Origin of the sequence: Paenibacillus sp. NPDC057967 (assembly GCF_042887015.1) — a bacterium.
Lineage (GTDB): Bacteria > Bacillota > Bacilli > Paenibacillales > Paenibacillaceae > Pristimantibacillus.
Map to the genome: position 1 here is coordinate 35,454 of NZ_JBHVQB010000007.1, position 23,366 is coordinate 58,819.

At 53.0% G+C, this 23,366-nt stretch carries 23 protein-coding genes; 8 read left to right on the top strand and 15 right to left on the bottom strand.

Annotated features, from left to right (window positions below):
• Positions 1 to 27: 27 nt before the first annotated feature.
• From ACFVSO_RS18615 to ACFVSO_RS18630, 4 genes are read left to right on the top strand one after another with little or no spacing between them, the layout of a single operon-like run.
• Positions 28 to 1,404, top strand: coding sequence for a YheC/YheD family endospore coat-associated protein (locus ACFVSO_RS18615; protein ID WP_387476306.1), 1,377 nt, complete (start codon positions 28 to 30; stop codon positions 1,402 to 1,404).
• Positions 1,401 to 2,561 carry a YheC/YheD family endospore coat-associated protein gene (locus ACFVSO_RS18620; protein ID WP_387476308.1) on the top strand — a complete coding sequence of 387 codons (1,161 nt, stop codon included), beginning with the start codon at positions 1,401 to 1,403 and terminating at the stop codon, positions 2,559 to 2,561. The genes ACFVSO_RS18615 and ACFVSO_RS18620 overlap by 4 nt, the downstream gene beginning before the upstream one ends.
• Position 2,562: 1 nt before the next feature.
• Entirely contained in the window at positions 2,563 to 3,060 is a 498-nt protein-coding gene (locus tag ACFVSO_RS18625; protein ID WP_387476310.1) for a GNAT family N-acetyltransferase, read from the top strand.
• Positions 3,017 to 4,144 carry a YheC/YheD family endospore coat-associated protein gene (locus tag ACFVSO_RS18630; protein ID WP_387476312.1) on the top strand — a complete coding sequence of 376 codons (1,128 nt, stop codon included), beginning with the start codon at positions 3,017 to 3,019 and terminating at the stop codon, positions 4,142 to 4,144. Before ACFVSO_RS18625 ends, ACFVSO_RS18630 begins: the two co-directional genes overlap by 44 nt.
• 411 nt (positions 4,145 to 4,555) lie before the next feature.
• Here ACFVSO_RS18630 and ACFVSO_RS18635 read toward each other — a convergent pair whose 3' ends face one another.
• The 3 genes from ACFVSO_RS18635 to ACFVSO_RS18645 form a co-directional block, all read right to left on the bottom strand.
• Positions 4,556 to 5,794 (bottom strand): chitinase, encoded by a 1,239-nt coding sequence (locus ACFVSO_RS18635; RefSeq protein WP_387476314.1) that lies wholly within the window; start codon positions 5,792 to 5,794, stop codon positions 4,556 to 4,558.
• Between the two features lie 295 nt (positions 5,795 to 6,089).
• Positions 6,090 to 6,773, bottom strand: a complete 684-nt coding sequence (locus ACFVSO_RS18640) for an HAD family hydrolase (protein WP_387476316.1) — start codon at positions 6,771 to 6,773, stop codon at positions 6,090 to 6,092.
• A gap of 70 nt (positions 6,774 to 6,843) precedes the next feature.
• Positions 6,844 to 7,131, bottom strand: coding sequence for a hypothetical protein (locus ACFVSO_RS18645; protein ID WP_387476318.1), 288 nt, complete (start codon positions 7,129 to 7,131; stop codon positions 6,844 to 6,846).
• 128 nt (positions 7,132 to 7,259) lie between these two features.
• On the opposite strand from ACFVSO_RS18645, the gene asd reads away from it, so the two are divergent.
• Positions 7,260 to 8,045 (top strand): archaetidylserine decarboxylase, encoded by a 786-nt coding sequence (gene asd, locus ACFVSO_RS18650; protein ID WP_387476320.1) that lies wholly within the window; start codon positions 7,260 to 7,262, stop codon positions 8,043 to 8,045.
• 128 nt (positions 8,046 to 8,173) lie between these two features.
• On the opposite strand, the gene ACFVSO_RS18655 is transcribed toward asd, so the two are convergent.
• Complete coding sequence (locus ACFVSO_RS18655; RefSeq protein ID WP_387476322.1) at positions 8,174 to 8,884, bottom strand: DUF421 domain-containing protein; 711 nt, start codon at positions 8,882 to 8,884, stop codon at positions 8,174 to 8,176.
• Between the two features lie 159 nt (positions 8,885 to 9,043).
• A complete protein-coding gene (locus tag ACFVSO_RS18660) occupies positions 9,044 to 9,835 on the bottom strand; it encodes a helix-turn-helix domain-containing protein (protein ID WP_387476324.1) in 792 nt (263 codons plus the stop codon).
• 238 nt (positions 9,836 to 10,073) lie between these two features.
• On the opposite strand from ACFVSO_RS18660, the gene ACFVSO_RS18665 reads away from it, so the two are divergent.
• Entirely contained in the window at positions 10,074 to 11,372 is a 1,299-nt protein-coding gene (locus tag ACFVSO_RS18665) for an aminotransferase class I/II-fold pyridoxal phosphate-dependent enzyme (RefSeq protein ID WP_387476326.1), read from the top strand.
• Positions 11,373 to 11,451: 79 nt separating this feature from the next.
• On the opposite strand, the gene ACFVSO_RS18670 is transcribed toward ACFVSO_RS18665, so the two are convergent.
• From ACFVSO_RS18670 to ACFVSO_RS18700, 7 genes are all read right to left on the bottom strand, one after another.
• Positions 11,452 to 12,702, bottom strand: coding sequence for an ABC transporter permease (locus ACFVSO_RS18670; protein WP_387476328.1), 1,251 nt, complete (start codon positions 12,700 to 12,702; stop codon positions 11,452 to 11,454).
• Positions 12,702 to 13,451, bottom strand: a complete 750-nt coding sequence (locus ACFVSO_RS18675; protein ID WP_387476330.1) for an ABC transporter ATP-binding protein — start codon at positions 13,449 to 13,451, stop codon at positions 12,702 to 12,704. Before ACFVSO_RS18675 ends, ACFVSO_RS18670 begins: the two co-directional genes overlap by 1 nt.
• Positions 13,452 to 13,903: 452 nt before the next feature.
• Positions 13,904 to 15,169: an S-layer homology domain-containing protein gene (locus ACFVSO_RS18680; RefSeq protein ID WP_387476332.1), complete on the bottom strand. Its 1,266-nt coding sequence runs from the start codon at positions 15,167 to 15,169 to the stop codon at positions 13,904 to 13,906.
• Positions 15,170 to 15,284: 115 nt separating this feature from the next.
• The gene (locus ACFVSO_RS18685; RefSeq protein ID WP_387476334.1) at positions 15,285 to 16,781 is read right to left on the bottom strand and encodes a DEAD/DEAH box helicase; all 1,497 of its coding nucleotides are present in this window, start codon (positions 16,779 to 16,781) and stop codon (positions 15,285 to 15,287) included.
• A gap of 39 nt (positions 16,782 to 16,820) precedes the next feature.
• Positions 16,821 to 17,594: an SDR family NAD(P)-dependent oxidoreductase gene (locus ACFVSO_RS18690; protein ID WP_387476336.1), complete on the bottom strand. Its 774-nt coding sequence runs from the start codon at positions 17,592 to 17,594 to the stop codon at positions 16,821 to 16,823.
• An 80-nt stretch (positions 17,595 to 17,674) separates the two neighbouring features.
• Complete coding sequence (locus ACFVSO_RS18695) at positions 17,675 to 18,136, bottom strand: chemotaxis protein CheX (protein ID WP_119798676.1); 462 nt, start codon at positions 18,134 to 18,136, stop codon at positions 17,675 to 17,677.
• Positions 18,137 to 18,276: 140 nt separating this feature from the next.
• Positions 18,277 to 19,284 (bottom strand): HRDC domain-containing protein, encoded by a 1,008-nt coding sequence (locus ACFVSO_RS18700; RefSeq protein WP_387476339.1) that lies wholly within the window; start codon positions 19,282 to 19,284, stop codon positions 18,277 to 18,279.
• A gap of 260 nt (positions 19,285 to 19,544) precedes the next feature.
• On the opposite strand from ACFVSO_RS18700, the gene ACFVSO_RS18705 reads away from it, so the two are divergent.
• Both ACFVSO_RS18705 and ACFVSO_RS18710 read left to right on the top strand, forming a co-directional pair.
• Entirely contained in the window at positions 19,545 to 19,841 is a 297-nt protein-coding gene (locus ACFVSO_RS18705; protein ID WP_387476341.1) for a DUF3055 domain-containing protein, read from the top strand.
• A 52-nt stretch (positions 19,842 to 19,893) separates the two neighbouring features.
• A complete protein-coding gene (locus ACFVSO_RS18710; RefSeq protein WP_387476343.1) occupies positions 19,894 to 20,169 on the top strand; it encodes a hypothetical protein in 276 nt (91 codons plus the stop codon).
• 55 nt (positions 20,170 to 20,224) lie between these two features.
• On the opposite strand, the gene ACFVSO_RS18715 is transcribed toward ACFVSO_RS18710, so the two are convergent.
• The 3 genes from ACFVSO_RS18715 to ACFVSO_RS18725 all read right to left on the bottom strand — a co-directional run bounded on the left by ACFVSO_RS18715 (position 20,225) and on the right by ACFVSO_RS18725 (position 23,359).
• Positions 20,225 to 21,010 carry a metallophosphoesterase gene (locus ACFVSO_RS18715; protein ID WP_387476345.1) on the bottom strand — a complete coding sequence of 262 codons (786 nt, stop codon included), beginning with the start codon at positions 21,008 to 21,010 and terminating at the stop codon, positions 20,225 to 20,227.
• A 61-nt stretch (positions 21,011 to 21,071) separates the two neighbouring features.
• Entirely contained in the window at positions 21,072 to 22,880 is a 1,809-nt protein-coding gene (locus tag ACFVSO_RS18720) for an ABC transporter ATP-binding protein (RefSeq protein ID WP_387476347.1), read from the bottom strand.
• Positions 22,877 to 23,359: a lasso peptide biosynthesis B2 protein gene (locus ACFVSO_RS18725; RefSeq protein ID WP_387476349.1), complete on the bottom strand. Its 483-nt coding sequence runs from the start codon at positions 23,357 to 23,359 to the stop codon at positions 22,877 to 22,879. The genes ACFVSO_RS18720 and ACFVSO_RS18725 overlap by 4 nt, the downstream gene beginning before the upstream one ends.
• Positions 23,360 to 23,366: the final 7 nt, after the last annotated feature.

A 23,366-nucleotide genomic window follows, 5' to 3' on the forward strand; every position in this document is an offset into this window, starting at 1 on the left:
GTCTTTACACGTTCAGGAGGTTCATCGATGAGTTTGACAACTTGCAACGTACACTTCTCACAGCAGTCCGATAAAATCATCTATTTGTCCAGACCGCTCTACAGGCAGCTCAATCTAACTGACAATCGGTCGATCCATCTCAAGCTGGGCAATGAAGTCATTACCGCCGCGGTCAAGCAATTGAAGCGCGCCGGCAACCATCTGTATCTGTCCGCCGGGGTACGCAATTCCATTAAGGTGCCGAAGTCGGGCAATGTCTATTTGCTGAGCACCGGAGAGAATGAATTGCAGCTTGGACCGCTAGTCGGCATCTTGACCGATACGATTCATCCGGCAGAAAGCTATCCCTTCGGCTCCCGCTCAGGCTTTATCAAGCAAGTGATCCGCACGGGCGACCGCAAGGCTTATATGTTCGGCTTTACACCCAGCGATATCAACTGGCAGCAGGAGACGGTCAACGGGTATTTCCTGAACACCCAAGGCAACTGGTACCGCAAAATCGTGCCTTTGCCCGATGTCGTCTACAACCGCCTGCCTAACCGCAAAGCGGAGATCTCCCCCTACATCAGCTCCGTGCGGGAGAGATTCGTGAAGAAGCAAATTCCGATCTTCAACTGGAGCTTTCTCAATAAAGCGGATGTCTACAAGCTGCTCGACAATGATCCGGAGGCGCTGGCGCATCTGCCGGAATCCGTATCCAATCCGACCCCCGCCAAAATGAAGGAGATGCTCGACCAGCATCAGTTCATCTATTACAAGCCGGGAGGCGGCAGTCTCGGGATCGGCATATACAGGCTGACCTACAATCCAAAACGGGGCTATTTCGTCCGTTACCGGAAAGGAAGCCAGAACGTACTGGCCCGCTACAGTACCTTCCAAAGCATGATGAAGATGCTGCAGGCCCGGCACGGCAGCCGGCTTAGCCAATATGTCGCCCAGCAAGGCATCCGCCTAATCGAGATAGACAAATGCCAGTTGGACTTCCGTTTTCATATGCACAAGAATGGCAGCAATCAATGGATTGCCGCCGGAATCGGCGCCAAGAAAGCCGGGCGCGGCAGCGTCACAACCCATGTCAAGAGCGGCGGATCGCTCATGACGCCCGAGCAGGCGCTAAGCCGCACCTTCGGCACTGAAGCCGGCGCGGTATTGGAGAAAGCGAAGCGCGTTGCCGTCAAGCTGTCGGAGGCCATCGAGCGGAATTATTCGCACCGGCTGGGCGAGCTCGGCCTTGATATCGGTATCGACAAATCCGGCAGCGTATGGATGTTCGAGGCCAACGCCAAGCCGGGACGCTCCATTTTCAAGCATCCTTCGCTGCGCTCTGAAGGAAAAGCATCCATTTCTTACATCTTTGATCATTGCCTGTATTTGAGCCGATTCAAAGGAGGTACCAACCTATGAACAGCTTAATCCAGGATGAAAGGTATGCGAAGGAGTCTTCCCGCCCTTCAGCCCACGTACTGGCGATCTTGACGGTAGACGATCCCGCAGGCGACTTCCGCGGCAACCGTTCCAACTTCGCCGATCTGATCCGTACCGGGCAATCATTAGGCTTCCTAGTCTATGTGCTGACCGTCAAACACTTGCATCTGCACCGAAAAATACTGCGCGGCTACGTGTACAACAAAGAAGCAGGGGGCTGGCAGAAGCAGCCCGTTCCCTTCCCCGACATTATCTATAACCGCATTCCGCTGCGCGAGAACGAGGTTCAACCTGCTGTCCGCCAAAAAATCAATGCGTGTCGCAAGCATTCACGCGTCATTCTATTCAATCCCTCCTTCTTCAACAAATGGGAACTGTTCGAATGGCTGAGCCAATCGAAGTTGACTCGGCCGTTCATTCCGACGACCAGGCGACTTATGTCAGTAAGCGGACTGGGGAGGCTGATGCGTAAGCACAGCTATCTCTATTTGAAGCCAGAAAGCGGCAAAGCGGGCAAGGGCATTATGACCGTCAAGGTGCACGGGGAGAAAAGCCTCCCCTATCGCCTTAAAATTCAGGAAAATAAAACCAGCTCCACCTACAGCTGCTCTTCCCTGCAAAAGCTCTGGACGCGAATCCAGAAGCAAAGCGGGGGCGAAGCTTATATTGCGCAGCAGGGCATTCAACTGGCATCCGTCAACGACCGCAGATTCGACCTGAGAGCACTTGTGCAAAAAAATCGCAGAGGCTACTGGGAGCTGACAGGCATGGGCGCCCGTCTGGCAGGTGCGACCAGCATTACGACGCATGTGCCGAGAGGCGGACGGATCGAAGATCCAGAGAAGCTGTTGACGTATTCATTCAACTCGGAGCAGGCTCATAAGCTATTGCAAAAAGCCAAATTTGCCGCCCTGACGATCGCAAGACAGATTGAGCGCGCATCCGGGCAGCGCCTTGGCGAGATGTCGATGGACCTTGGCGTCGACAGCAATGGGAACCTGTGGTTTTTTGAAGCTAACTCCAAGCCAATGAAATTCGATGAGCCTCACATTAGGCAAAAATCGCTTGAGCGCATATTCCACTACGGAGCTTATCTGGCACGGAAGAAAAAAATAAAACGAGCGGGAGGCGCGTAATGTGGAGCTGCTGCTGCTGACACCTGAAATGTGGATAAAAGAAAAGAGAAAGCTGCTTGGCTTTATTATACGATTCGGGGAAAAACGCATTACAGTAGCGTCGCTTCATGCGCTTCGAAGCCTTGAGCCCGCCTGGCTCATGGCGGATGAGAGCGGCTACAGCAAAGCAGCGGTAGTGATATCGAAGTCAGGCGGCCGCATCACCGGCCTCGGCTTCGCTGCCGAAGGCGGTGATGGCGGCTGCCTGATCGTCGTCCATCCCGGCGCCCGCCGAACCGGCACGGGCACCGCGATTATGCAGCGCATGATGCATGCGCTTGGCCATCTGGCTTGTCACGTCGCAGCCGATAATATCCCCAGTATGGCTCTCTGCTTCTCTCTCGGCATGAAAGCCGTCTCGATCCACAAAGGGCCTACCGGTAAATCGACGCTCCGTTTCGAGGGGGGAATTCAGCATGACGCAGCCCGTCCTGGGCATATTGACGCTATATCTCAATGACGCCGGCGCCCTGGAGGAGAGGGATTATTACCGAAGGATGACGGAAGAGGGACGGCGTCTTGGCATTGATGTATTCGTCTTTACGCCGGAGGATGTGCATTATAAGCGAAACCGGATACGGGGCCAGTTCTATCATCCCGATACGCGATCCTGGCACAAAAAATGGACGGATTTTCCCGATATGATCTTCGACCGCTGCCGAATCCAGCGCTCCCACAGGTTCGAGCAGCTGCTAAAGTTCAGGGCGCGTTATCCTAGCGAAACTTTCCTCAATCGCCCGCTTCGCAATAAGTGGACGATCCATTCCCTATTGGCCAAGGACGCCCGATTCAGTCCGTACTTACCGGCTACACGCTACTATGAAAGTGTGCAGGACGTCAAAGAAATGCTCAGAGTTCACTCCCAGCTGTACCTGAAACCGATTAACGGCACCGGCGGGCGGGGCATTCTCCGCATCGAGAAGGAACGTGACGGGTTGCTGCTCATCCAAGGCCGAAACCACTCCAGGCGCATCATCCAGCCCAAGCGGATGAATGCCGGGCAACTGGGCGACTTCCTGGCCGGCTGGAAAGTGAAGGACACCCGTTATATCGTGCAGCAAGGTCTCCAATTAAAGCTGAAAAACGGACGCGTCCATGATTACCGGCTGCTCGTACAGAAGGACGGCAGCGGACAGTGGCAGGTGACGGGCTGCGCAGGCCGGGTTGGTGCGGCCGGCAGCATTACCGCCAATCTGCATGGCGGAGGCCGAGCCGTCAAGATGGATATTTTACTTCGGTCATGGATCGGGGATGAAGCCAAAATGGCGAAGATTAAAGAGGATGTCGAGCGTTTCGGCGTATCCGTCGCTCAATATCTGGAGCTTTGCTATGACGCGCTCTGCGAGCTTGCCGTCGATATTGCCATTGATCGCAAAGGGCGCATCTGGATGATTGAGGTCAATCCGAAGCCTGCCAGAGAAGTGTTCATACGGGCAGGCGAATCTGACGTCTACCGCAGCGCCATCGTCAAGCCGCTGGAATACGCCCTCTGGAAGTACAGGAGCATGAAAACCAGAGACAGCAGCGACGAGAAAACCGACTAACGATGAAACGAGACTAATATAAAAATGTTCTTTCACCTCAGCAGTTCGATTATGTCGGTAAGATCGACTTAATAGCGTCCGCTCGCCTCAGTAGTGGAAATAAGTCGGTAAAACCGACTTAAAGTCGTCCGTACGTCTCGGTGGCGGAAATAAGTCGGCAAGACCGACTTAATAGCGTCCGCTCGCCCCCCATAGCGGGAAATTAGTCGGTAAGATCGACTTAAAACCCTTGGATAGAGGCCGGACCAACAGTTTCAAGAAAGCGGCAATCGGCCAAAAGCAAGAAATGGCGATGCAGAGGGTCTCCTTAGCATCGTCATTTCTTTGCTGTTTTTTGATCAAACGAGTCTTCTCGCCAATCGAGCTGACCAGCTTCCGTGACAGCCTCCTTCAGCTACAAATGCAAATCTGTCAGAATGGCTGCATGCCCAGCGTATCTACTTTCTCTCCTGTAATATCAACGCCCATCTGCTTCGTAATATCGCGGTAGTGGCCTGCACGGCGCTTGACCGGGCTGCCGTCCGTCTCGCCGAGATTCGCTTCCAGACCGTTCAATACCATGATGGTGACGCCGAAGCCGCGGTTGCCGAGACCCTTGTCTATCTGCTCCTGCGTAGGCTTCCATTTGTTAATGATCACATCATGCGCGGATGGCTTCGGATCTTGCGGCGTCATCCAGAACAAGATGGCGGTCATATAGCCGACCTTGCCATCCTGCGCCAGAATTTCCGGCTTGTTCAGCAGCACGTTTTTGTCCCCATAAATAATGGAGCTGAATAGCCCGTAGTTAAAGTTCCAGCTCATCATGATCGGACCGCGCCCGTAATAACGCTTGCCCTCTGCGCCCGGATACAGCTCGGCGCTGTTCGGATCGACGAAGTCGGACATATTGGCGCCTGTTCTGCCCGCTATGTTCTCGTTCCAGAAAAGCCCCCACTTCAGCTCGCCGCCAGGAGCCGTCGCCCAGCCGCCTCCCGTCTCATGGGACAGGTTCGCAAGGAAAGCTGCCAGCTCGCGCTTGCGATCCTTCTTGAAGCCTTCCTTCAGGAACGTGCCAAAATCAATGATAACGGTTTCAATTTCCTTCTTCTTGTTTTTCGAGGAGTTGAAATCGGCTGAGCGGCTGACCAGCGTCTCAATCCGGGCATCCTTGTCCAGCCGGTAGATTTCCTGTACGCCCGGGGCGTCCCTGCGCGTACTGATCTTCAGCTTGATGTTCGCTACCTCCGTTACGGCGCTGATCAGATTTTCGTAAGAGAAATAATCGGTCTGGTTTTCTTTGTAATACTCTTTCTCCTTCGCGACTTCCTTCCAAGCCTTCGAACCCAGCCGGTACGGGAACAGCTCCTCGAAGTCCTGCTTCGTCAGCAGCGCACGTACCGCCTGGACTGCCTGGTCAGGCTTGTAATCCGGGTCGATCCCATCCCATTCCCTGCGAATATCCTGACGCGTCAGGAAGCGGTTCTCTCCAACGGCCAGATTGCTGCCTTCATACACAGCGGCGGCTTCGTGCTTCGTTGTGCTTATGACTGGCTGAGGCCCTGGCGCGGCAGATGCGGCAAGCGGCGTCAGCAGCAGGGCGGCACCAAGAGATAGGCAGGCCGTACGGTAGAGCATGTTGCGGGAACGCGATTCATTGCGTTGTAGCATGAACAAGTCTCCTTTACGAAAAATTAGTTTACCACTAAAAGATAAGCACGCAGACCGCGCTTGTACATAGAGCCGGAATCCTGCATAGAAAGGCCGATATGCCGATTTCCGATTCGTTTCTTCCATTGTCCGGCGGCGGGGCGGGATCAGCTTTAAGACTTCGCTGTCGAATTAGACAAAATGGTATATTATGCCATGTTTCCAAGGAACTACGAGAGAACTCGTTATCCGGGCGCTCCTGAGCGCAAAAAAATAACTGTCGAAATGAATTCGACAGTTCATTGTTGCCCAGATCTTACAGCTGAAGCTGCAGCAGCTCCCGGAAGTCGGAAATCCGCACATCCGCATCCGCGAGCTCCGAAGCACGGCCATAGCGCGCATAGGCGCATCCGATCGTCTTCAGGCCGTTGCCTCGTCCCGCTTCCACATCCGAAGAGCGGTCGCCCACCATCCACACGGCATGCTGTGAGCCCAGCTTATGGTCGTGAAGCAGCCTTGCGACCAGATCAACCTTGCTCGCCGTTTCGTATTCGCCCGCACTGTAGATGCCATTGAATAGCGAAGCAATCCCCTTATGCTCCGCAACTCCCTTCACATACCATTCCAGGCCGTTGCTGGCGACAAACAATTTGGCGCCGTTCTCCTTCAGCTTCCGAAGCGTATCCTCAACATGCGGATACAGGGCGCCTTCGCCTTCCGCCAGTCCCTCCAGCTCATATTGCAGCAGCAGCTCATCCGCCCGCAGACGTGCCTCTTCGGTGCTGCCCGGCATAATCTCGCGCCATATATCATCCAACAGCATGCCGAGACATCCCAGCAAGCGCTCCGCTGGCGGGGCCTCTTCTACATACAATCCCTCTTCGCGAAGCGTCCGGAATACGCGCTCGTGCACCGGAATCAGCAGCTTATCCGTCTCAAATAATGTTCCGTCCATATCAAAAATGACGGCATCTGGCCGTCCTTGTTGCCCTATCGTCATGAAATGCGTCATCCTTTCAACCAAATTCCATCTATCATATCGGATGCCGACTGTTCCCGCAAGCCTCGCCCTACTTCCCCCGCCATGCGAGCAGAGCTAATCTGGAGACGCCATAGGGTCCGAGGTATGCGCCGCTGATCAGAAATGCAGGATTCAACAGCACGCTGTGAACCTCTGTCATGAATACTGTATCGTCAAGCAGCGTCTTCAAGACAGCTCCCGACACGGCAACAAAAAAGACAAATGCCGCGAAGCAACCCAGCCCGTCAAGCCATCTTCTTACCTTCTCGTACTTCCCCCCGGCCGCCGTGAGTGCAAGCGAAGCTACCGCCAAGCTTATTGCAATCATGATGATCACTCGATCTCCTCCTTTACTTGTTCGCCGCTATTGATAAAATGAACCGATTATGTCAAACTGTGTGTTGGACCAAAGGCCTCCGGCCAACACATGCGCATGACGCAAGGAAAGGACGTGACGGTGCCGTTATGACCAAATGGCTGCTTCGCGCCATGACGGAGCTTAGCTCCCGCAAATGGATTTCCCGCCTGACCGGCAAATTCGCCCAATCTTCGGCAAGCCGTCTTATGATTCCCCGATTCGCCAAGCTGTATGGCATCGCGGTGGAAGAAGCAGAGAAAGAGCTTCGGGAATATCGCACATTAAATGAATTTTTCACCCGCAGACTAAAACCAGGCATGAGAACGATCGATTCCGGACCCGCTGCGCTGGCAAGCCCGGTCGATGCGGTCATAACCGGACTTGGCCCCATCAACGCGGGTACGATGATGAATATTAAAGGACAAGACTATACCGTCGATGAGCTGCTGAACGGTTCGTCAAGAGCGAAGAGCTATTATCACGGTTACTATATGGTTCTCTATTTAAGCCCAACTGATTATCACCGTATTCACGTTCCCGTGTCGGGAGTCGTCACAGAGAATGTACATATTCCGGGGAAGGTTTATCCCGTCAATGATTTCGGCCTGAAGCACATGAAGCGAGTGCTGAGCCGGAATGAACGCCTGATCACGTACATTCGCCATCAGGGCGGAGAAGCGGCTGTCGTCAAAGTCGGCGCGATGAACGTAAGCAGCATCAAATACGCCGCTCCGCTGCCGAAGTCGGTGGAGAAGGGCGCCGAGCTTGCTTATTTTGAATTCGGCTCGACCGTTGTCCTGCTTCTGGAAGAGGACACCTTCACCCCGCGCCCGGATTTGAAGCTTGGCACAAAAGTGCGAATGGGCGAATCACTGGGTGAATTGCGCGGGTAACCTCGCACGCGCTTACCGGCTATGCTGTAATTGCAATATCAACTTATATGAAATTCATGTATACAGAAATGGCGGCGCCCGTTTTATCTAGCGCCGCCATTTTGCTTGCCTTGACTATCCAAATCAATTTATTCGATATCTACCGGATGCTTGATCCCATCCTTGAAAAAATCCACATACAACTGCCCGTTGCTTCCCTTTACGGCATAAAAAACCTCCTGTACCGTTTTGCCGATTACCTTTAGCTCTTTATGCAGCCAATCGCTCGATATGTGGTTATTTTCAAGATTGCCGACTAATATTTGGCCGTCCATAATTAACTCGATCGGGACAGGTTTATGCGCACTCGCCTTCAACTGCAAATCTTTTAATGTCACATTTCTGTGCATATCTTTTTTCATAACAGACAATCTGCCGTTCAGTTCCAGAAATGCGTGCCCTACCTCGCCAATATCAAAAATATCCTTCTGCCGCAGCAATTGATTCATCGAATCCAGTGTCAGATTATTTTTCTTTAAATTCTCTTCAAGAATTTTACCGTCTTCAATTAGGACTGTGGGGGTGCCCTCCGTCCACTTGCGGAGTTTTCTGTTGCGGATCAGAAGCTTAGCGAGTACATAGGAGGTTCCTGTAAATACGATAAGCGATATAAGCAGATGGGTTACCTCAATTTTTTCGTTAAAGGCAAAATTCGCTCCAATCGCGCCCAAAATTACAGCTGTCACAAATTCATGGAAGTTCATGTTAGAGAGGGTCTGTTTGCCCAATATTCTAGTTATAAGCAGCAATGTAATAAAGGCGGAGATGCTCCTTATAAAGATGATGAAATGTTCGTACATTCATATCGCTCCAATCAGACAGTTATCCAGTTCTTGTGTACCCGCTTGGGTATAAGTATGTTCCGAACCAGATAGGCATATCCCAATCACGCTCTTGCTCTAACATAAAAAAGAGCACAATCAGTAGATTGCGACTCTTGATCATGACACTATAGCATTTCACCTGATCTCAGACGGACTTCGTCCCGTATATTGCTTGAATTGGCGGCTGAAGAAGAAGATATCCCGATAGCCAAGCGCATCAGCTACCTCCGTCACATTCATGCCCGCATGCATAAGCAGATGTTGTGCACGATCGATTCGGGTGCGAATCATATAGGTCTGGACGGACATGCCGACCATCTCCTTGAATTTCGTCGAGAAATAACGGGGAGAAAGCTGGGCTCTCGTAGCCAGATCCTCTACCCGGTGCGGAATACCTGGATGCTGCCGGATATAATTCGCAATTTCATGTATGGCTTCAGTCAATTGATTGCTCGCCTTCTTCTCGATCGGGGCATGGTTATGATTGTCAGCCCTCAGCAACTGGATCAGAAGTGCCTTCAGCACGACCTTGGCTTCTTCCTCCGCGGCATAGGTTTGAACCAGGAACAGCCTGACGTATCTGGATAGCATATATTCGAAATCGACCGTTTCGTCCAGCACGCGATACCGTTCCGGAACTTGGTCTACCAAACCATTGACCGAGAAGTGAATATAGGTAAGCACTAAAGGCCTCTGCGGGTTATGCGTCGCGCTTGTGTAATCCCCAGGCCGGAACAGGAAGCAGCTCCCCGGCCCCACCTTGTAATGGACGCCGTTCACTTCAACCTCTCCTTCTCCGCTCCAGACATAGAACAAGTCGTAGTTCGCCATCGGCTTCTCGCGTCTGGCCCATCGCCACCCGGGCTCACAGGAGATCTTGGCGAAGGCTGGCTGCAGTCCTAGCGAATCGGGCGATATATGAAGCATAAGTGATCCTCCCTCGCATCATGCGCTGTTTCTATCGCGGGTAGGCGATGCCACAACGCTTCCTTCCTTTATTATAGTGGATTAACGCTATCAATCAATAGAAGGACTTCAAGCGCTAGCAACGATTATCCCAAAATTATTCACAATCCTGAATGGTTTGCGGCGAACAAAAATGGTATAATATCACGAACATTAGAAGTACAATAACGATTGAATTCGGAAGGATGGAATGAAATCCATGAACCCACTGGCAGAGCAATTAAATGAGACGTTGCAGAAGGAGAGTCCGAACGTCTACGCCATGTTGTCAAACCTAGGTAAAGCGATCTATTTCCCAAAAGAAGGCATTCTCAGCCAATCTGCTGAAGCGAAGACGAAGGCAACCAAGTTCAATGCTACCATCGGCATCGCGACAGAAGGCGGAAAGCCCATGCATCTTAAGCTCATTCAAGATACGCTAAGCGCCTATAATCCGAAGGATATATATGAATATGCACCACCAGCCGGAAAACCTGAGCTGCGGAGCGCTTGGCGCGCCAAAATGTTAAAGGACAACCCGTCGCTGGAAGGCGTGAGCTTCGGCAATCCGATCGTAACGAACGCGCTCACTCACGGACTAAGTATCGTAGCTGATCTCTTCGCTGACGAAGGAGACGCTGTCGTCATTCCGAATAAAAACTGGGAAAACTACGAGCTCACCTTCGGCATCCGCCGCGGCGCCGAGATCGTGGAGTACCCGCTCTATAACGAAAACATGCAATTCAACAGCGCTGCTTTGCGCGACGCGCTGCTCGCTCAGAAAGGTAAAGGCAAAGCGATCGTCCTGCTGAACTTCCCGAACAATCCGACCGGTTATACGCCTGGCGTTCGGGAATGCGAGGAAATTGTAGCTGCCATTCGTGATGCTGCAGAGGCCGGCATTCATGTCGTAGCCGTAACCGACGATGCCTACTTCGGGCTGTTCTTTGAGGACTCGATTCAAGAATCGCTATTCTCGAAGCTGGCTGCGCTGCACCCGCGCGTCCTTGCTGTGAAGGTGGACGGTGCTACGAAGGAAGAATACGTATGGGGCTTCCGCGTCGGATTCATCACATTCGCTTCCGAATCACAGGCAACGCTGGCTGCGCTGGAGCAGAAGACGTTAGGCATTATCCGCTCGACGATCTCCAGCGGTCCGCATCCGTCACAGACCTTCGTGCTGCACGCACTGCAGTCACCGGAATTCGAAGCACAGAAGGCTGAAAAGTTCGACATTATGAAAGGACGCGCCAATCGCGTCAAGTCACTGCTGGACAGCGGCCGGTATGGCGATACATGGGGATACTACCCGTTCAACTCCGGATATTTCATGTGTCTGAAGCTGACGACGGTATCCGCAGAGTCTGTCCGGCAGCATCTCTTGAACGAATACGGCATCGGCACCATCGCTTTGGGCGAGACAGATCTTCGTGTTGCCTTCTCCTGTATCGAAGAGGAGAACCTGGAGGAGCTGTTCGACTTGATCCACAAAGCGGTAACTGAAGTGGCCGCGCGATAAACCGATCTTTATACATGCGTTTATAAACAGCAAACCGCCCGGGGCATCTGCCTCAGGCGGTTTATTTTGTTTATGTTCTTCAGTCTTCGTCGGCATCGGATCTGATCTTGCGCCGCAGCCGCATTGGTCTGATCGCCAGATACGCCAAGGCGCCAATTAGCATGACCACAGGCGGTGTTACGATGCCGGTTAGCAGCAGCGGCAACGCTGCGGGCAGCCAAAGCAGCAGCAAGCCTGCCGCCAGCGCGACCCGATCCACCTGAAGCAGCTGACTGGTCTGCTTGTCATCAGGAAGCGGATAGACATGCTTCCATACCGAATAGCGATGTACGCTTCGAAGCCCGCCAAGCTGCAGGCTGAATACGATGCCGAACAAGGCATATACAAAGGCGGTAACCCAGCCCGACAAGGAAGCCGCATCCGCAGTCATATAGTTCACGAGTGCGCCAAGCAGCAGGATACGAATCAGTATGCCGCCGATCTCGGAGCGGAACAGCGTGGCGCTGAACAGATAGTTGAACGTATACCGGTGCGCAAACGGAATACGCGGCAATAGCCAAGACAGATATGCTCTGCGCTTGATGCTGGACGGGAGCACCGGCACATCAATGAACAGGCCAAAAAACGCATAATAACGCCTCCGCGTCACCGCTTCCTCCGCAATCAGCCTCTCCCAAGGCAACCGATGCCGCTGCGGCAGCCGGTAGCACACGAACGCCAGCACTGCGCATAAAACGGTGAACAGCAAGGCTTGCCACGGAGGAGTTAATAGCCAAGCCGCAACCGCAAGACCCGTAAGCAGCCACCGCGCCGAACGCAGCAGCAGCCTCATACTGTTCCAGGCCAGCTTGCGCTCCTGCCACCCCCCGGCAGCATTGGCCGCTTTCAGAACAAGCGCGGCGAGTACGATCCATACCATGTCGCTTCCGGTGCCTGCTTGCCTATAGATAGGCAGGTATAGCAGCATAACGGCAGCTGCAAGAAAAACGCTCTTCACGATGGTTCGCTGAAAGGAGGATCGAAGATAAGGCCCCATCTCGTATTCCCGCGGCATGAGATAGACGACGTCCGCGCCTGCTAGATAGGTACGCATGGGACTCCAGCATAATACAGGCGTCAATACTAACACCCCAACCTGCACAATGGGAAAGTCTGCTGGCACATCCCGTACAAGGGTGAAATATCCGATAGCCGAAGCGATGAACACCAGCGACAAAAAGGATGGAAAACCGCTCATCGCCATATAGCGGATATAAGGCTTGATCTCATTCCGGAAGTCTTTGGCCCTGCTGCGCCACAGCGCTGCCGGTTCATGATTGGCGGGCAGCATCAGTCTACTCCTCCGGCTACCAGCTTGTAGAAAGCATCCTCCAGCGTCCCGCTTCCGGCATCCATTCCCGCTGCGAGTCTGACGTCATCCAGATTGCCTTGCGCGGCAATTCTTCCATGGTGCATCACGATATACCGATCGCAATACGCCTCTACTGTGGATAAAATATGCGAGCTCATTAATATAGCCGCTCCTCCGCGCTTCACTTCGACCAATTGGTCAAGCAGCGAGCGAATGCCAAGCGGGTCGAGTCCCAGGAAAGGCTCGTCAATAATGTACAAAGGCGGCGAAGCCAGCAGCGCACTCATAATCATAACCTTCTGCTTCATGCCCTTGGACAGATGTGAAGCGAATGCCTTCCGCTTCGGCACCATCTGATACTGCTCCAGCAGCTTCGACGCTTGCTCCTCGTAATCCGAGCCAGGAACATTGTAAGCCATGCCGCTCAGCCGCAGATGCTCCTCTACGGTCAATTCATCGAAGAGCACCGGCGTCTCCGGCACATAGGCGAATGCCGAACGGTATTGCTGCGGCGATTCGTTCAGCGTGACGCCCGCTACCTTGATCCCGCCCTGATGGGGACTCATCAGCCCCAAAATATGTTTGATCGTCGTGCTTTTCCCTGCTCCGTTCAAGCCGATCAGTCCGACCATCTCGCCGGCCTTCAGCTCGAAGTTCAGATCATGGAGCACCGGTCTGCGCGGGCTATACCCGCCAGTCAATTGCTCGACCTTTAATATGGATTCCATATCAATCACCTTCTGCCTTCCAATTATCGCCTTCCTATTAGCTAGCATACCGAATCCTCAGCCTAATATCAAAAAAAGACTGTTTAACCCTATGGCTAAGAACACAAACTGCGCAAGATATATACAACCTTACGGCTAAGACCACAAACTCCGCAAGATATATTCAACCTTATGGCTGAGAACACAAACTGCGCAAGATATATTCTTCCGATCGCTGTTGTATCCAGATTCCTTGAACAATGGTTAAAGGTTGGAATCCGGATACAAAGGCGAACGCTATCGCTTCTCCAGAATATATCTTGCTCCATTTGCTTCGGCCACGCAGTACAACTTACGAAAATCCAATTCAAAATCTCTAAAACCGGACTAATATAAAAATGGCGATGCCAGGAGTAATCTCCAGAGCACCGCCATTTCTCATTGTTGCAACTTCATATCAATTTACAAGAGCATTATTTGATTTCAATCGTTTTAACGACGTTTTTGTCGCCCTTCACTTGAACCAGCTGGCCGTTCTTCAGCTTGGTAGCGTCGCCGACGATGGTGACGTTAGGATCGACATTATAGATAAGAACGGAATTTTGAGTGCTGTCAGCCGGATTGATCGCAATGGTCGACAGCTTGGCCTGGGAGTTGAAGCCCAGTGTACTTACAACGCCTAGCTGTGTGAATGCAGTGCTCGCCTGGCCGTTTTCTGTCACTTCAATAAAGACCACTTTGTTCTGGTAAGTGCGCAGGAACAGCTTATCTCCCGCTTGCAGCGCGCTGATCGGCGACTTCTTGTCGTCGCGGAAGATGAAGACCGTCGGGTCAATCGCCAGCGTCAACTCCGTCTTGTCCGGCTTTATCAGCGTAAGCTTGCCATTCGCCGGCGCTGCTTTCAGCTGGCCGGAGATGGCTTGCGCGTCATGGTCCGGCATCTCGCCGTCTGTACGGTCAAGCAGCGCAGCAAGCTCAGCACGCGTAACCGGTTGGTTCGGACGGAATGTTTTGTTGCCATGCTTGTCTTCATAGCCGGTAATAATACCCTTCTGCAGCGCGAGCGCTACATAGCCGACGGAGCCAGCTGGAATCTCATGCGCATCCTTGAAGTCCAGCTTCGTGTTGTTCAGCGCTTTTGCTTCGTTCTCCAGCTTGAGCGCTTTGATCAACAGAATCGTCGACCATAGTCTTGACGCATTTTGCTCAGGCTTGATTTCTGTATCCGTCTCGAAGAACAGGTCGTTCTCCAGCGCTACAGCAACGTATCCGACTGCCCAAGGATATTTTTTCTTCAGCTTGTCCGCATCCTTGAAGTGAAGCTCTGTATTCATCTCCGTCGAAGATTCCGCTTGATCGCGCAGGCCCATCAGCCGTACCGCTGCAGTAAGCGTCTCGATGCGGGAGATTTTTTGCTTCGGCTTGAACGTGCCGTCCTCATAGCCGGTGAATACGCCTTTGGAAGCCAGACGCATAATGTATTCCAGCGCCCATTGCAGATCAGCCTCGTCCTCGAATTGCCATGTTACTTTCTTCTCTTTTTTATCGTCATTATCTTTGTCATGCTTGTCATCTTTATCTTTGCCTTTGTTCTTGTTTTGCTCATATTCCGATTTCCATTTGCCGTTTCCGTTGTTACTATGTTTCCCGTCAGCAAAGGCGGTGGTTGCTCCTGTTGCCAACATCACTAGCGCCGTAGCTGACAGCGCAGTTTTTTTCAACATTTTCATTTTAGACATAAAAAGCCACTCTCCTTTTTTTTGAACGATTGCGGGAAATACCGCTTTTTACCTTCGCCCATACCTTTCGGGGGGACTCGTTCGTTTAAAGGGGGTGGCTTTCTAAAAAAATATTTTATTCCGGCTTCGAAGCCGACTGGCGCTTCTCCTTCAACCACTTCGGAGCGCCCTTGTCTTTGGCTTCCCGTTTCCGGACCGCCTTGCTCTTCGCAGGCTTCACTTCAGGCTTGTCCTTCGCTCGCGCCGGCTTCTTCGGCGAAGGGGTCGCACCACCGCCAGCGCGAGTGCGTGAAGCTGGTTCTGCGCTTCTTGCTGGGGCTGTCGGCTTCGCTGAGACGGATGCTTGTGCCGGCTTTCCGCCTTGCTCGGCTGATGGTTTACCTGTCTGCTCTACAGACGGCTTGGAAAGATTGCCTGTGCGTGCGCTCTCTCTAGCCAGGCGCTCCATCTTCGGTCTCGTCGCCTCGCGAAGCTCCTCCTCGGACAGCAGCTCGCCACGGTACATCGCCCGTTCGCTCAGATTGACGCCGAGCTGCTTGCGGAATTTTTCCATGATGAAGAGCTCATGCGGCGTGACGATCGTAATGACCGTGCCGCTGCGCCCCATTCTGCCCGTCCGGCCCGCGCGATGGACATAGTGATCCGCATCGACGGCAGGGTCAAGCTGAAGCACAAGCGGAAGTCCTTCGATATCCAGGCCGCGCGCCGCCACATCGGTCGCCAGCAGCAGCTGGCAGCGGCCTTCGCGGAACCGCTCCAGCGTCGCCGCTCTGCGCTGCTTGTCGGAATCGCCATAGAGCATCTCGACTGTGAAGCCTTCATAGCTCAGCTTGGATTCCCAATTGGCAATTTCATTGGTATCATTCAGGAACAGCAGCGCCGAAGACGGGTTAAGCAACCGGATGAGCCTTCTTGCTGTATCGGTCTTATCCCGCTTGTCGCTAATGACGTAATAGTTCTCGATCGTCTGCGAGACCCGGTGCTCCGGCGTCAGCTGGATACGCTGCGTGCCTCTCATCCAGCGGCCTTCGAACCGTGCCATAATGTCCGGATAAGTCGCGGAGAAAAACGCCGTCTGCCGCTCCTTGCCCATGCCGAACAATACGGCCTCCACTTCCTTCGTCGAGCCGAGCTGGAATACCTGGTCCGCTTCGTCGATGACGACATGACGCACATCGCTAAGCTTCAGCTTGCGATTTTTCAGCAATTCATGAATCCGTCCAGGCGTACCAATAACCAGCTGCGGACGAAGCTTCAGCTTCTCGACCTGACGCTTCATGGCGGCTCCGCCGATCAACTGCTGCACGCGGACGCCAATCGGCTCCGCATAACTCTGCGCAACGCGGACAATCTGCATCGCAAGCTCCTGCGTCGGAGACAGAATAACCGCCTGAATCGCTCCAGACTCCGTGTTGATCTGCTGCAACAACGACAGCAGGAAGGCAAGCGTCTTGCCCGTGCCGGTCTGCGATCTTGCCGAGACATCATGTCCGGCCAGCATGGCCGGGATGGTCTCCGCTTGCACGGACGTCGGCTCCTTGATGCCGTTTTTGGCCAATTCTTCAATCAGTTTCTCTTGAATTCCTAGATCAGTCCAGGTTGTTCCGCTCATTGTTATACCTCGCTTATCTTCTATAACCCTATTGTTATCTTATTTCTTGTTGAACAGTCCGCCGAACAGCACATCCGCCATCCGCGGAAACAAACCGTAGAGCTTAATACCTATGGACGCCGTGCGCGGCAGATCCAGCTCGGCAGTCCGCTTCTCCATGACGCGCACGATGGCGCGGGAGACATATTCCGGCTTCATCATGAACCAGCTTACGTTTTTCACATAGGAGCCTGAAGGGTCGGCCAGCGCAAAAAACTCCGTGTCAATCGGTCCCGGATTGATGGCCGACACATGGATGCCTTGCGGCCTAAGCTCCATCCTAAGCGAATTCGTAAAGCCGAGCACAGCATGCTTCGTCGCCGAATAGCTGGTCGACTTGGAGGAGCCGATCTTGCCCGCCATTGAAGCCACGTTAACAATATGTCCCTCGCCGCGCCTCTGCATATAGGGCAGCACTGCCTTGACGCAGCGTACGATGCCCATATAGTTGGTTTCCATCATTGCCTGGAACCGCTCTACGGGCATCTCTGTAATCGTCTCGAATTGGCCGTATCCGGCATTGTTCAACAAAATATCGATTCTACCGTACTTTGCGATGACCGCAGCGACCGTGCTCTCTACGTCTTCGGTCTTCGTTACGTCCATAACGTAATAGGAGCATTCGCCTTGTATAGAGTCTGTCTGCTTCTTCAGCCTCTCGACATTTCGGCCGGTTAATACCGGTATCGCTCCCCGCTCGGCAAGCATCGAAGCCGTCATGGCGCCTATTCCGCTGGAAGCGCCCGAGATGAGTACGATTTTTCCTTTCAACATGCAGCATCACCCATCCCTCAGTGTACTCCATACCAAGCCCTCTAAGCAAAAAAAAGCTCCAAAAAGGAGCTTCTTCTGCATTAAGATGCAATAAGCACTTGAATGTCCAACTCGCCGATCCCGTCCATAATGAGAGGAATCGTCAGCGCTTGCGTAGCGTTGAACCCGGCCGACTGCGCCGATTGAATCAGCTTCGGCGGCGTAATATCCACCCTTACGCCCTGATTGTACAAGATGGTGCTGGCATTGCCGCTGATCATATTGCCAAGCTCGGAGATTGCGCTGCGTCCCATCTCATCGATCTCAGAGATGGCGTATCCGCCCATCATCGCCGATACCATCTTGAGAGCTACCTGTTCACTTAGTCCGAATACGATATCACCGTTCATTTGTCCGTTGAGGCCTATTTGAATCCAAATATAGTTTTCTACGAACTTAATGTCCTTGACTCCGAGCTGCCCTGTCGCAGGCTTGATCTGCACAAGCTGCTCGATTACGATTTTTGCTGACTCAAGAAACGGGTTTATATATTCTGCCTTCATAAAGAGGATGCGCTCCTTTTTCGACAAAATTCGCAATTTGTCTATTTTGCCACTATTATACTTGAAATAATAGGACAAGTATACTACTAGAAACGCATATCGATCTTAAGACCTACAAAAAAATAAGGCCGCATTCTAGTCTAAACGGCTTTGTCTTGGCTCGTTTTCCGGTAATGCATTCTAATTAGCCTAAGTCTTTCGTATAGGATTTCAACCGGCTGGCCGGGCTGAGCGGCTGCCTCATCCCCATACACATGCTGGAGTACAGGCTTCAGGTACCGGTCTCCGAGGGACGCCATTGCCTCCAGAATCTGCTCCCTCTCCTCCTCTGGAACTACGCTTAGCTCACGCTCAATAAGAGCGTCAACGTCATAACCTTCCTGCTCCAGCAATTCGATTCGCAAGAGAAGCTCCCTGCGCGGCAGCTTCAGCTCGGTCTGTAATTGGTCAAGCCCGCCCGCTTGCTGCAGAACGGCCAATATCCTCCGCTTCTCTTGCTGGCGGTCCATGATGCCCTTAAACTTGTTTTCCTTTTGCTTATATAGCCAAGCCGTGTAGTGCTCTGCATCTAGCTTCTCCTGCACCCAATCCAAGGGAAATGACGTTTCCCGCGCCATGCCTGAGGTAAGGCCGATAATGGCATCGCCATAGGCCTCCTGCTTGCTCTTGCCCCAGCCCGGAATTTGCTTCAGCTCGTCCAGCGTCTGCGGGACAAACGCGCTGATCATCCACAGCATCCGGTTCGTTGCTACCAAATACGCGGAGCGCTTCTCTGCAGCGGCGGTCTTGCGACGCCACTCTCTCAGCGCTTGGAACAGCACTTCATCGGCATTCAGCTCTCCATAGCATTGCAGCATGGATGGCTGGCTGCCGCCGGAGGCGCGTCCGCTATCCAGCATGCCATCCATAATCGGGGCATAGCCCGCTCCCATCATTCTCGCTACGCCATACCGGAAAGCGGTCAGCATCTCCTCCCACGATATCCCCTCGAACCAGCGAAGCGGCTCCTTCTCTCCCTCTTCATCGGCACCAGCTTCCAGCCAGAGTACCGAATAACGCCCTCCCTCCTCGCATATGGACAGCTGGGCCGACTCGATTCGGCCTCCCTCCGCCGGCTTCTCAAACGTGTTCAAAAATACGATGTGCATAGCTTCTTCTCACCTTTCGTCATAGATATTGGCGAATGCAAGAACGAAAGCCCCCACTTCAGATATGCCGACAAATAAAAGCACCCCTTCCGCAAAGGCAGAAGAGGTGCTTCCTCACACGTTCATGATTCGATTGCCATTATGCTAACATATTACGGTACAATAGGCAAGCCTATCCTTTTATCTGCAAATTCGCTTCCTTATCTTTTGCCTCGTCTTCAGGTATAATGTTCTCAAAACCGAAGCGGAGGATGATCGCCATGGAACTGCCTCATTACGACTTTATGTCCGATACGACAGAAGATACGACTACGAGATTCACAACCTTTATAACACCCAGCATGAAGCGCTTCGATCTGGCTGTTACGACGACGAACCGCTTCTACGGCAAGAAGCTAATTACCGACCTGCAGTCAGGCAAGACGGCCATCATCGGGCCGGACGATCTGGAGCAGGAAGGCTATCTGGAGCATACGTTCAAGCTGACCGAGGAAGAAGCCGTCGAGCTGGCCCAATTCCTCTACTTCGTCGTCGGCACAGTGAATTTTACCGACTGAACTCGGCAACCCTAGGATGGCATACCATTGCCAAAGAGGAGGGACTTGCCACTTGGATCAGTTTGATTCGGAACAGCGTGATGCAGTCGAGGATCTGGCTACAGTCGAATCACATCAGAATGACCTGGCTCTAGAGGAATTCCCGGAGGGGCCTTACGGCTCCGACCTGATTAGCGAATCGCTAGGAAAAAGCACGCCATGGAGCACGGGTCAGCGGTCTTCGCCGCGATTCGGCTACGAGAACCGCGAGCTGCACGCGGGACTTCCTCGCCAGTATCCAGGCCAAGATGATAACGCAGCAATCCCGGAAGCTCTGGATGAACCATAAGTTCAATCGATAGGAACAACGCCCTTATCGGCCAATTGGCTAATAAAGGCGTTATTCATATTTCATGAAGCGTAATCTCGCTTCTGACCATAAAACGCGCGTTTATGCCCGCTTGCCCGATCCCTTTGGAAATATAATAGGTCCCGCTCGGGCTGTGATGCAGTCCCTTGTAGATGCCTTTGGCCGGCAGCGGCCCCTTCTGTACAAAGGAAAAGAAAAACGGGATGTTCATCTGCTTCCCGTGCAGATGACCGGACATGAGATATTCAAAGGGCCTGCGCAGGACAGGCACAATATTGGGGTCATGAGTGATGACGATGACCGGCTTCATGCCGTTGTTGCCGTCCACATCCCGATACGCTTCTTGTATCCGGCTATGGCCGGTTCCATAGTTATCGATGCCCACGAGGATGAAATCAGCAAGCTCCCTCGATTCATTGCGCAGCACCGTTACGCCGTAACGCTCCATCACATCGATTATTCTCTGCACACCTGGGAAGTTATAATCGTGGTTGCCAAGCACCGAATAGACGGGTACACCTTCCTCGGCAATCATTCTAATATAGCGGTCCAGCTCCGGCAAACAACTTTCCTTGTACGTATAGTCGCCTGTTAGAAAAATATAGTCCGGCTTGGTTCTCTGAATCGCCTCTTGCAGCTTGCCGGAGGATACACGGAGCATATCCACATGCAAATCGCTAATCTGCAAGATACGGGCGCCGATGCCAAGCGGATGCCGCACCTGCTCAATCTTAAGCCAACGGGTAGGAACGATTAATGCAATATAGAGCAAAGCGGCCACAGCCGCAGCGACAGCGAGCAATTCCAGCAGCAGGTCCAATGGCGGCGCTCCTCTCCCCTCATCTTATAGGAATATAAGATTTAGTATAGAGAAATTGAGGCTACATTGCCACCGGCTGCTTGCTGCCGAGCAGGCTGCGGAACATGCCCCCCTGCTCCTCTGCGAGCGTCTGGAACTCTCCTGCCTGCACGATCCGGCCATCGTCGACCACGATAACATGATCCGCATCTTGAATCGTGGTATAGCGGTGGGCAATGACGATCATCGTCAGCTTCCCTCTCAGCCGCTCCAGCGCTTGCTGGATTTTGGATTCGTTCAGACTGTCCAGCGCGCTCGTCGCTTCATCAAGGATCAGGATCGAGGGCTTGCGCAGGATGGCCCGCGCCAGTACCAGCCGCTGCCGCTCTCCGCCGGAGAGCAGAACACCCCGGTCGCCAATGATCGTATCCAGCCCTTGGGGAAGCTCCCGCACAAATTCGATCGCCGACGAGAATTCCATGGCCTCCCACATCTCTTTCTCGGTCGCGTCCGGATCGATTGACAATAAATTGTCGCGGATACTGGCATGGTACAAGAAGGAATCCTGCGGTACGTAGCTGATGGACCTGCGAAGCCTCATCACCCCTTCCGGTTGAAGCGGCTTGCCGTCCACAGCCACGATTCCCCGCTCCGGCTCGATCAATCCCAGCAGCATATCGACAATGGTGCTTTTGCCAGCACCCGACTTGCCGACAATAGCCGTCATCCCGTTCACAGGAATGCGCAGGTTGACATCATGCAGCGTATAGTCCGGGCTGCTGCGGTCATAGCGGAAGAAAATATCCCTCAGCTCCAGCGCTTCATTCATAGGCAGCGGAAGCAGCTTCTCCTCGAACGCTCCTGTTAGCAATCCGCCCCGCTCTCGCTCCGCCTTGCATTCCAGTTGAAGCTCCATTAAAGCTCTGAAGGCAGGGATCGAGGAAGCCAGCTGCTCCAGATTGGATTGAATGCCGGTAAATCTGGGCCATAATCTGGCAAACAGCAGCGTGATCAGCAGCATCTGTCCACCCTGCGTATCGAACAGCGTCACCGCCGCAAAGATAAATACCGCGATCATGACGGCCGAAGCCCATTTATAGAAAAGCTGCGAATTGTTTCGCACCTTGGTGAATTCGTATCGTTCGCGCTCGATCTTCGCCGACCAGTCTTGCAGCCAGCGATAACGGGATTGCTCGAGCGAGTTGCTTTTGATCTCTTTCATGCCGTTGAAGTGATCGGATATGCCCGCCAGATAGCTTTGAGCCAAGTCAACAGAGACGGCTCCCAGTTGTTTGGATTTGCGGATATAACGCCGCGACAGCCATCCGATCAACAGGCCGCAGCCTAATATGAACAGCGTTAACGGCCAGGACAACCACAAGGCCAGCCCAATCTGTATCAGTGTGAACGCAACAGAGGCGATCATCTGCAGGAACAAGAAGGCGCCATTCGTTACCCTTCCCAGCTCACCTGTCAATGCATTGATTAAATCCGATTTTCGTTTCCGTACAAAAAATGTCCAATTCGCTTGCAGCAGCAGTCGGTAAGTCTCCAGCCGCACATGATTGATAAAACCTGTATGTATGCGTACTTCCCGCAGGGATAAATTACGCTGGAGCAGGCTCTGGGCCGCTACCAATGCGATATAGAAACATAAAATAATAGTCAGTGACCAGGTGACCGGCATCTCTTGCAGGAAGGACAGAAAGCCAATACCCGGAATGGTTGCCGTCGCAGACGGGATAATGCCGATAATGCCGATCAGCGGCAACAGCAATAGGACTGCCGCGCCATCCAGCAATCCGATCAACAGCATTCCGAAAAGATTGACATAAAGGATCTTTCCCGCGTACCTGTGGAGCTGGCCTGCAAAATACAGCAGCTGCTTCATACATTCATCGCTTTCCGGCCCTCGAATGCCATCGTTCGGGCAAACTTGCCTGTGACAGTAAATGACTTCATCTCTTCCGCCCCGGTAATATACCACGGGCCGCTGCGGAGCCAGGCATGCGCAATCATGCTGCCTTGTTCATTTTTGGCGGTCCCCAGATACAGCGTGCTTTCGATCCCGCGCCTCTCCAGCATTTTCATCCCGGCGACGGCACGCACGAGGCATTTGCTCTCCCAGAAAGTATGTTCACTCATCAAGTTAAGCGCATGCCGAACACGAGCCAGGTCCTTACGATGCGCTTCCGTCTCTTCATAATCCGTCTCCTTCATCGGCTCTCCCAGCCGGGCGGCCAAACCCGCGAAGGGACGGTGCAGCAGTTGGTACCGGGCCCAACCCATATAACAGGTTGCTTCGACAAGCAGTGCGATGGTGCGCCTATCATAAGACAACAGCAGCTTCAGCTTTCTCGCGATCGACATCGGTACA

What these genes read in the sequence shown, in the direction of transcription:
- ACFVSO_RS18615 (WP_387476306.1), top strand. Translation starts at nt 28, where the DNA reads ATGAGTTTGACAACTTGCAACGTACACTTCTCACAGCAGTCCGATAAA.
- ACFVSO_RS18620 (WP_387476308.1), top strand. Translation starts at nt 1,401, where the DNA reads ATGAACAGCTTAATCCAGGATGAAAGGTATGCGAAGGAGTCTTCCCGC.
- ACFVSO_RS18630 (WP_387476312.1), top strand. Translation starts at nt 3,017, where the DNA reads ATGACGCAGCCCGTCCTGGGCATATTGACGCTATATCTCAATGACGCC.
- ACFVSO_RS18635 (WP_387476314.1), bottom strand. Translation starts at nt 5,794, where the DNA reads ATGCTACAACGCAATGAATCGCGTTCCCGCAACATGCTCTACCGTACG.
- ACFVSO_RS18640 (WP_387476316.1), bottom strand. Translation starts at nt 6,773, where the DNA reads ATGACGATAGGGCAACAAGGACGGCCAGATGCCGTCATTTTTGATATG.
- asd (WP_387476320.1), top strand. Translation starts at nt 7,260, where the DNA reads ATGACCAAATGGCTGCTTCGCGCCATGACGGAGCTTAGCTCCCGCAAA.
- ACFVSO_RS18655 (WP_387476322.1), bottom strand. Translation starts at nt 8,884, where the DNA reads ATGTACGAACATTTCATCATCTTTATAAGGAGCATCTCCGCCTTTATT.
- ACFVSO_RS18660 (WP_387476324.1), bottom strand. Translation starts at nt 9,835, where the DNA reads ATGCTTCATATATCGCCCGATTCGCTAGGACTGCAGCCAGCCTTCGCC.
- ACFVSO_RS18665 (WP_387476326.1), top strand. Translation starts at nt 10,074, where the DNA reads ATGAACCCACTGGCAGAGCAATTAAATGAGACGTTGCAGAAGGAGAGT.
- ACFVSO_RS18670 (WP_387476328.1), bottom strand. Translation starts at nt 12,702, where the DNA reads ATGCTGCCCGCCAATCATGAACCGGCAGCGCTGTGGCGCAGCAGGGCC.
- ACFVSO_RS18675 (WP_387476330.1), bottom strand. Translation starts at nt 13,451, where the DNA reads ATGGAATCCATATTAAAGGTCGAGCAATTGACTGGCGGGTATAGCCCG.
- ACFVSO_RS18680 (WP_387476332.1), bottom strand. Translation starts at nt 15,169, where the DNA reads ATGTCTAAAATGAAAATGTTGAAAAAAACTGCGCTGTCAGCTACGGCG.
- ACFVSO_RS18685 (WP_387476334.1), bottom strand. Translation starts at nt 16,781, where the DNA reads ATGAGCGGAACAACCTGGACTGATCTAGGAATTCAAGAGAAACTGATT.
- ACFVSO_RS18690 (WP_387476336.1), bottom strand. Translation starts at nt 17,594, where the DNA reads ATGTTGAAAGGAAAAATCGTACTCATCTCGGGCGCTTCCAGCGGAATA.
- ACFVSO_RS18695 (WP_119798676.1), bottom strand. Translation starts at nt 18,136, where the DNA reads ATGAAGGCAGAATATATAAACCCGTTTCTTGAGTCAGCAAAAATCGTA.
- ACFVSO_RS18700 (WP_387476339.1), bottom strand. Translation starts at nt 19,284, where the DNA reads ATGCACATCGTATTTTTGAACACGTTTGAGAAGCCGGCGGAGGGAGGC.
- ACFVSO_RS18705 (WP_387476341.1), top strand. Translation starts at nt 19,545, where the DNA reads ATGGAACTGCCTCATTACGACTTTATGTCCGATACGACAGAAGATACG.
- ACFVSO_RS18720 (WP_387476347.1), bottom strand. Translation starts at nt 22,880, where the DNA reads ATGAAGCAGCTGCTGTATTTTGCAGGCCAGCTCCACAGGTACGCGGGA.
- ACFVSO_RS18725 (WP_387476349.1), bottom strand. Translation starts at nt 23,359, where the DNA reads ATGTCGATCGCGAGAAAGCTGAAGCTGCTGTTGTCTTATGATAGGCGC.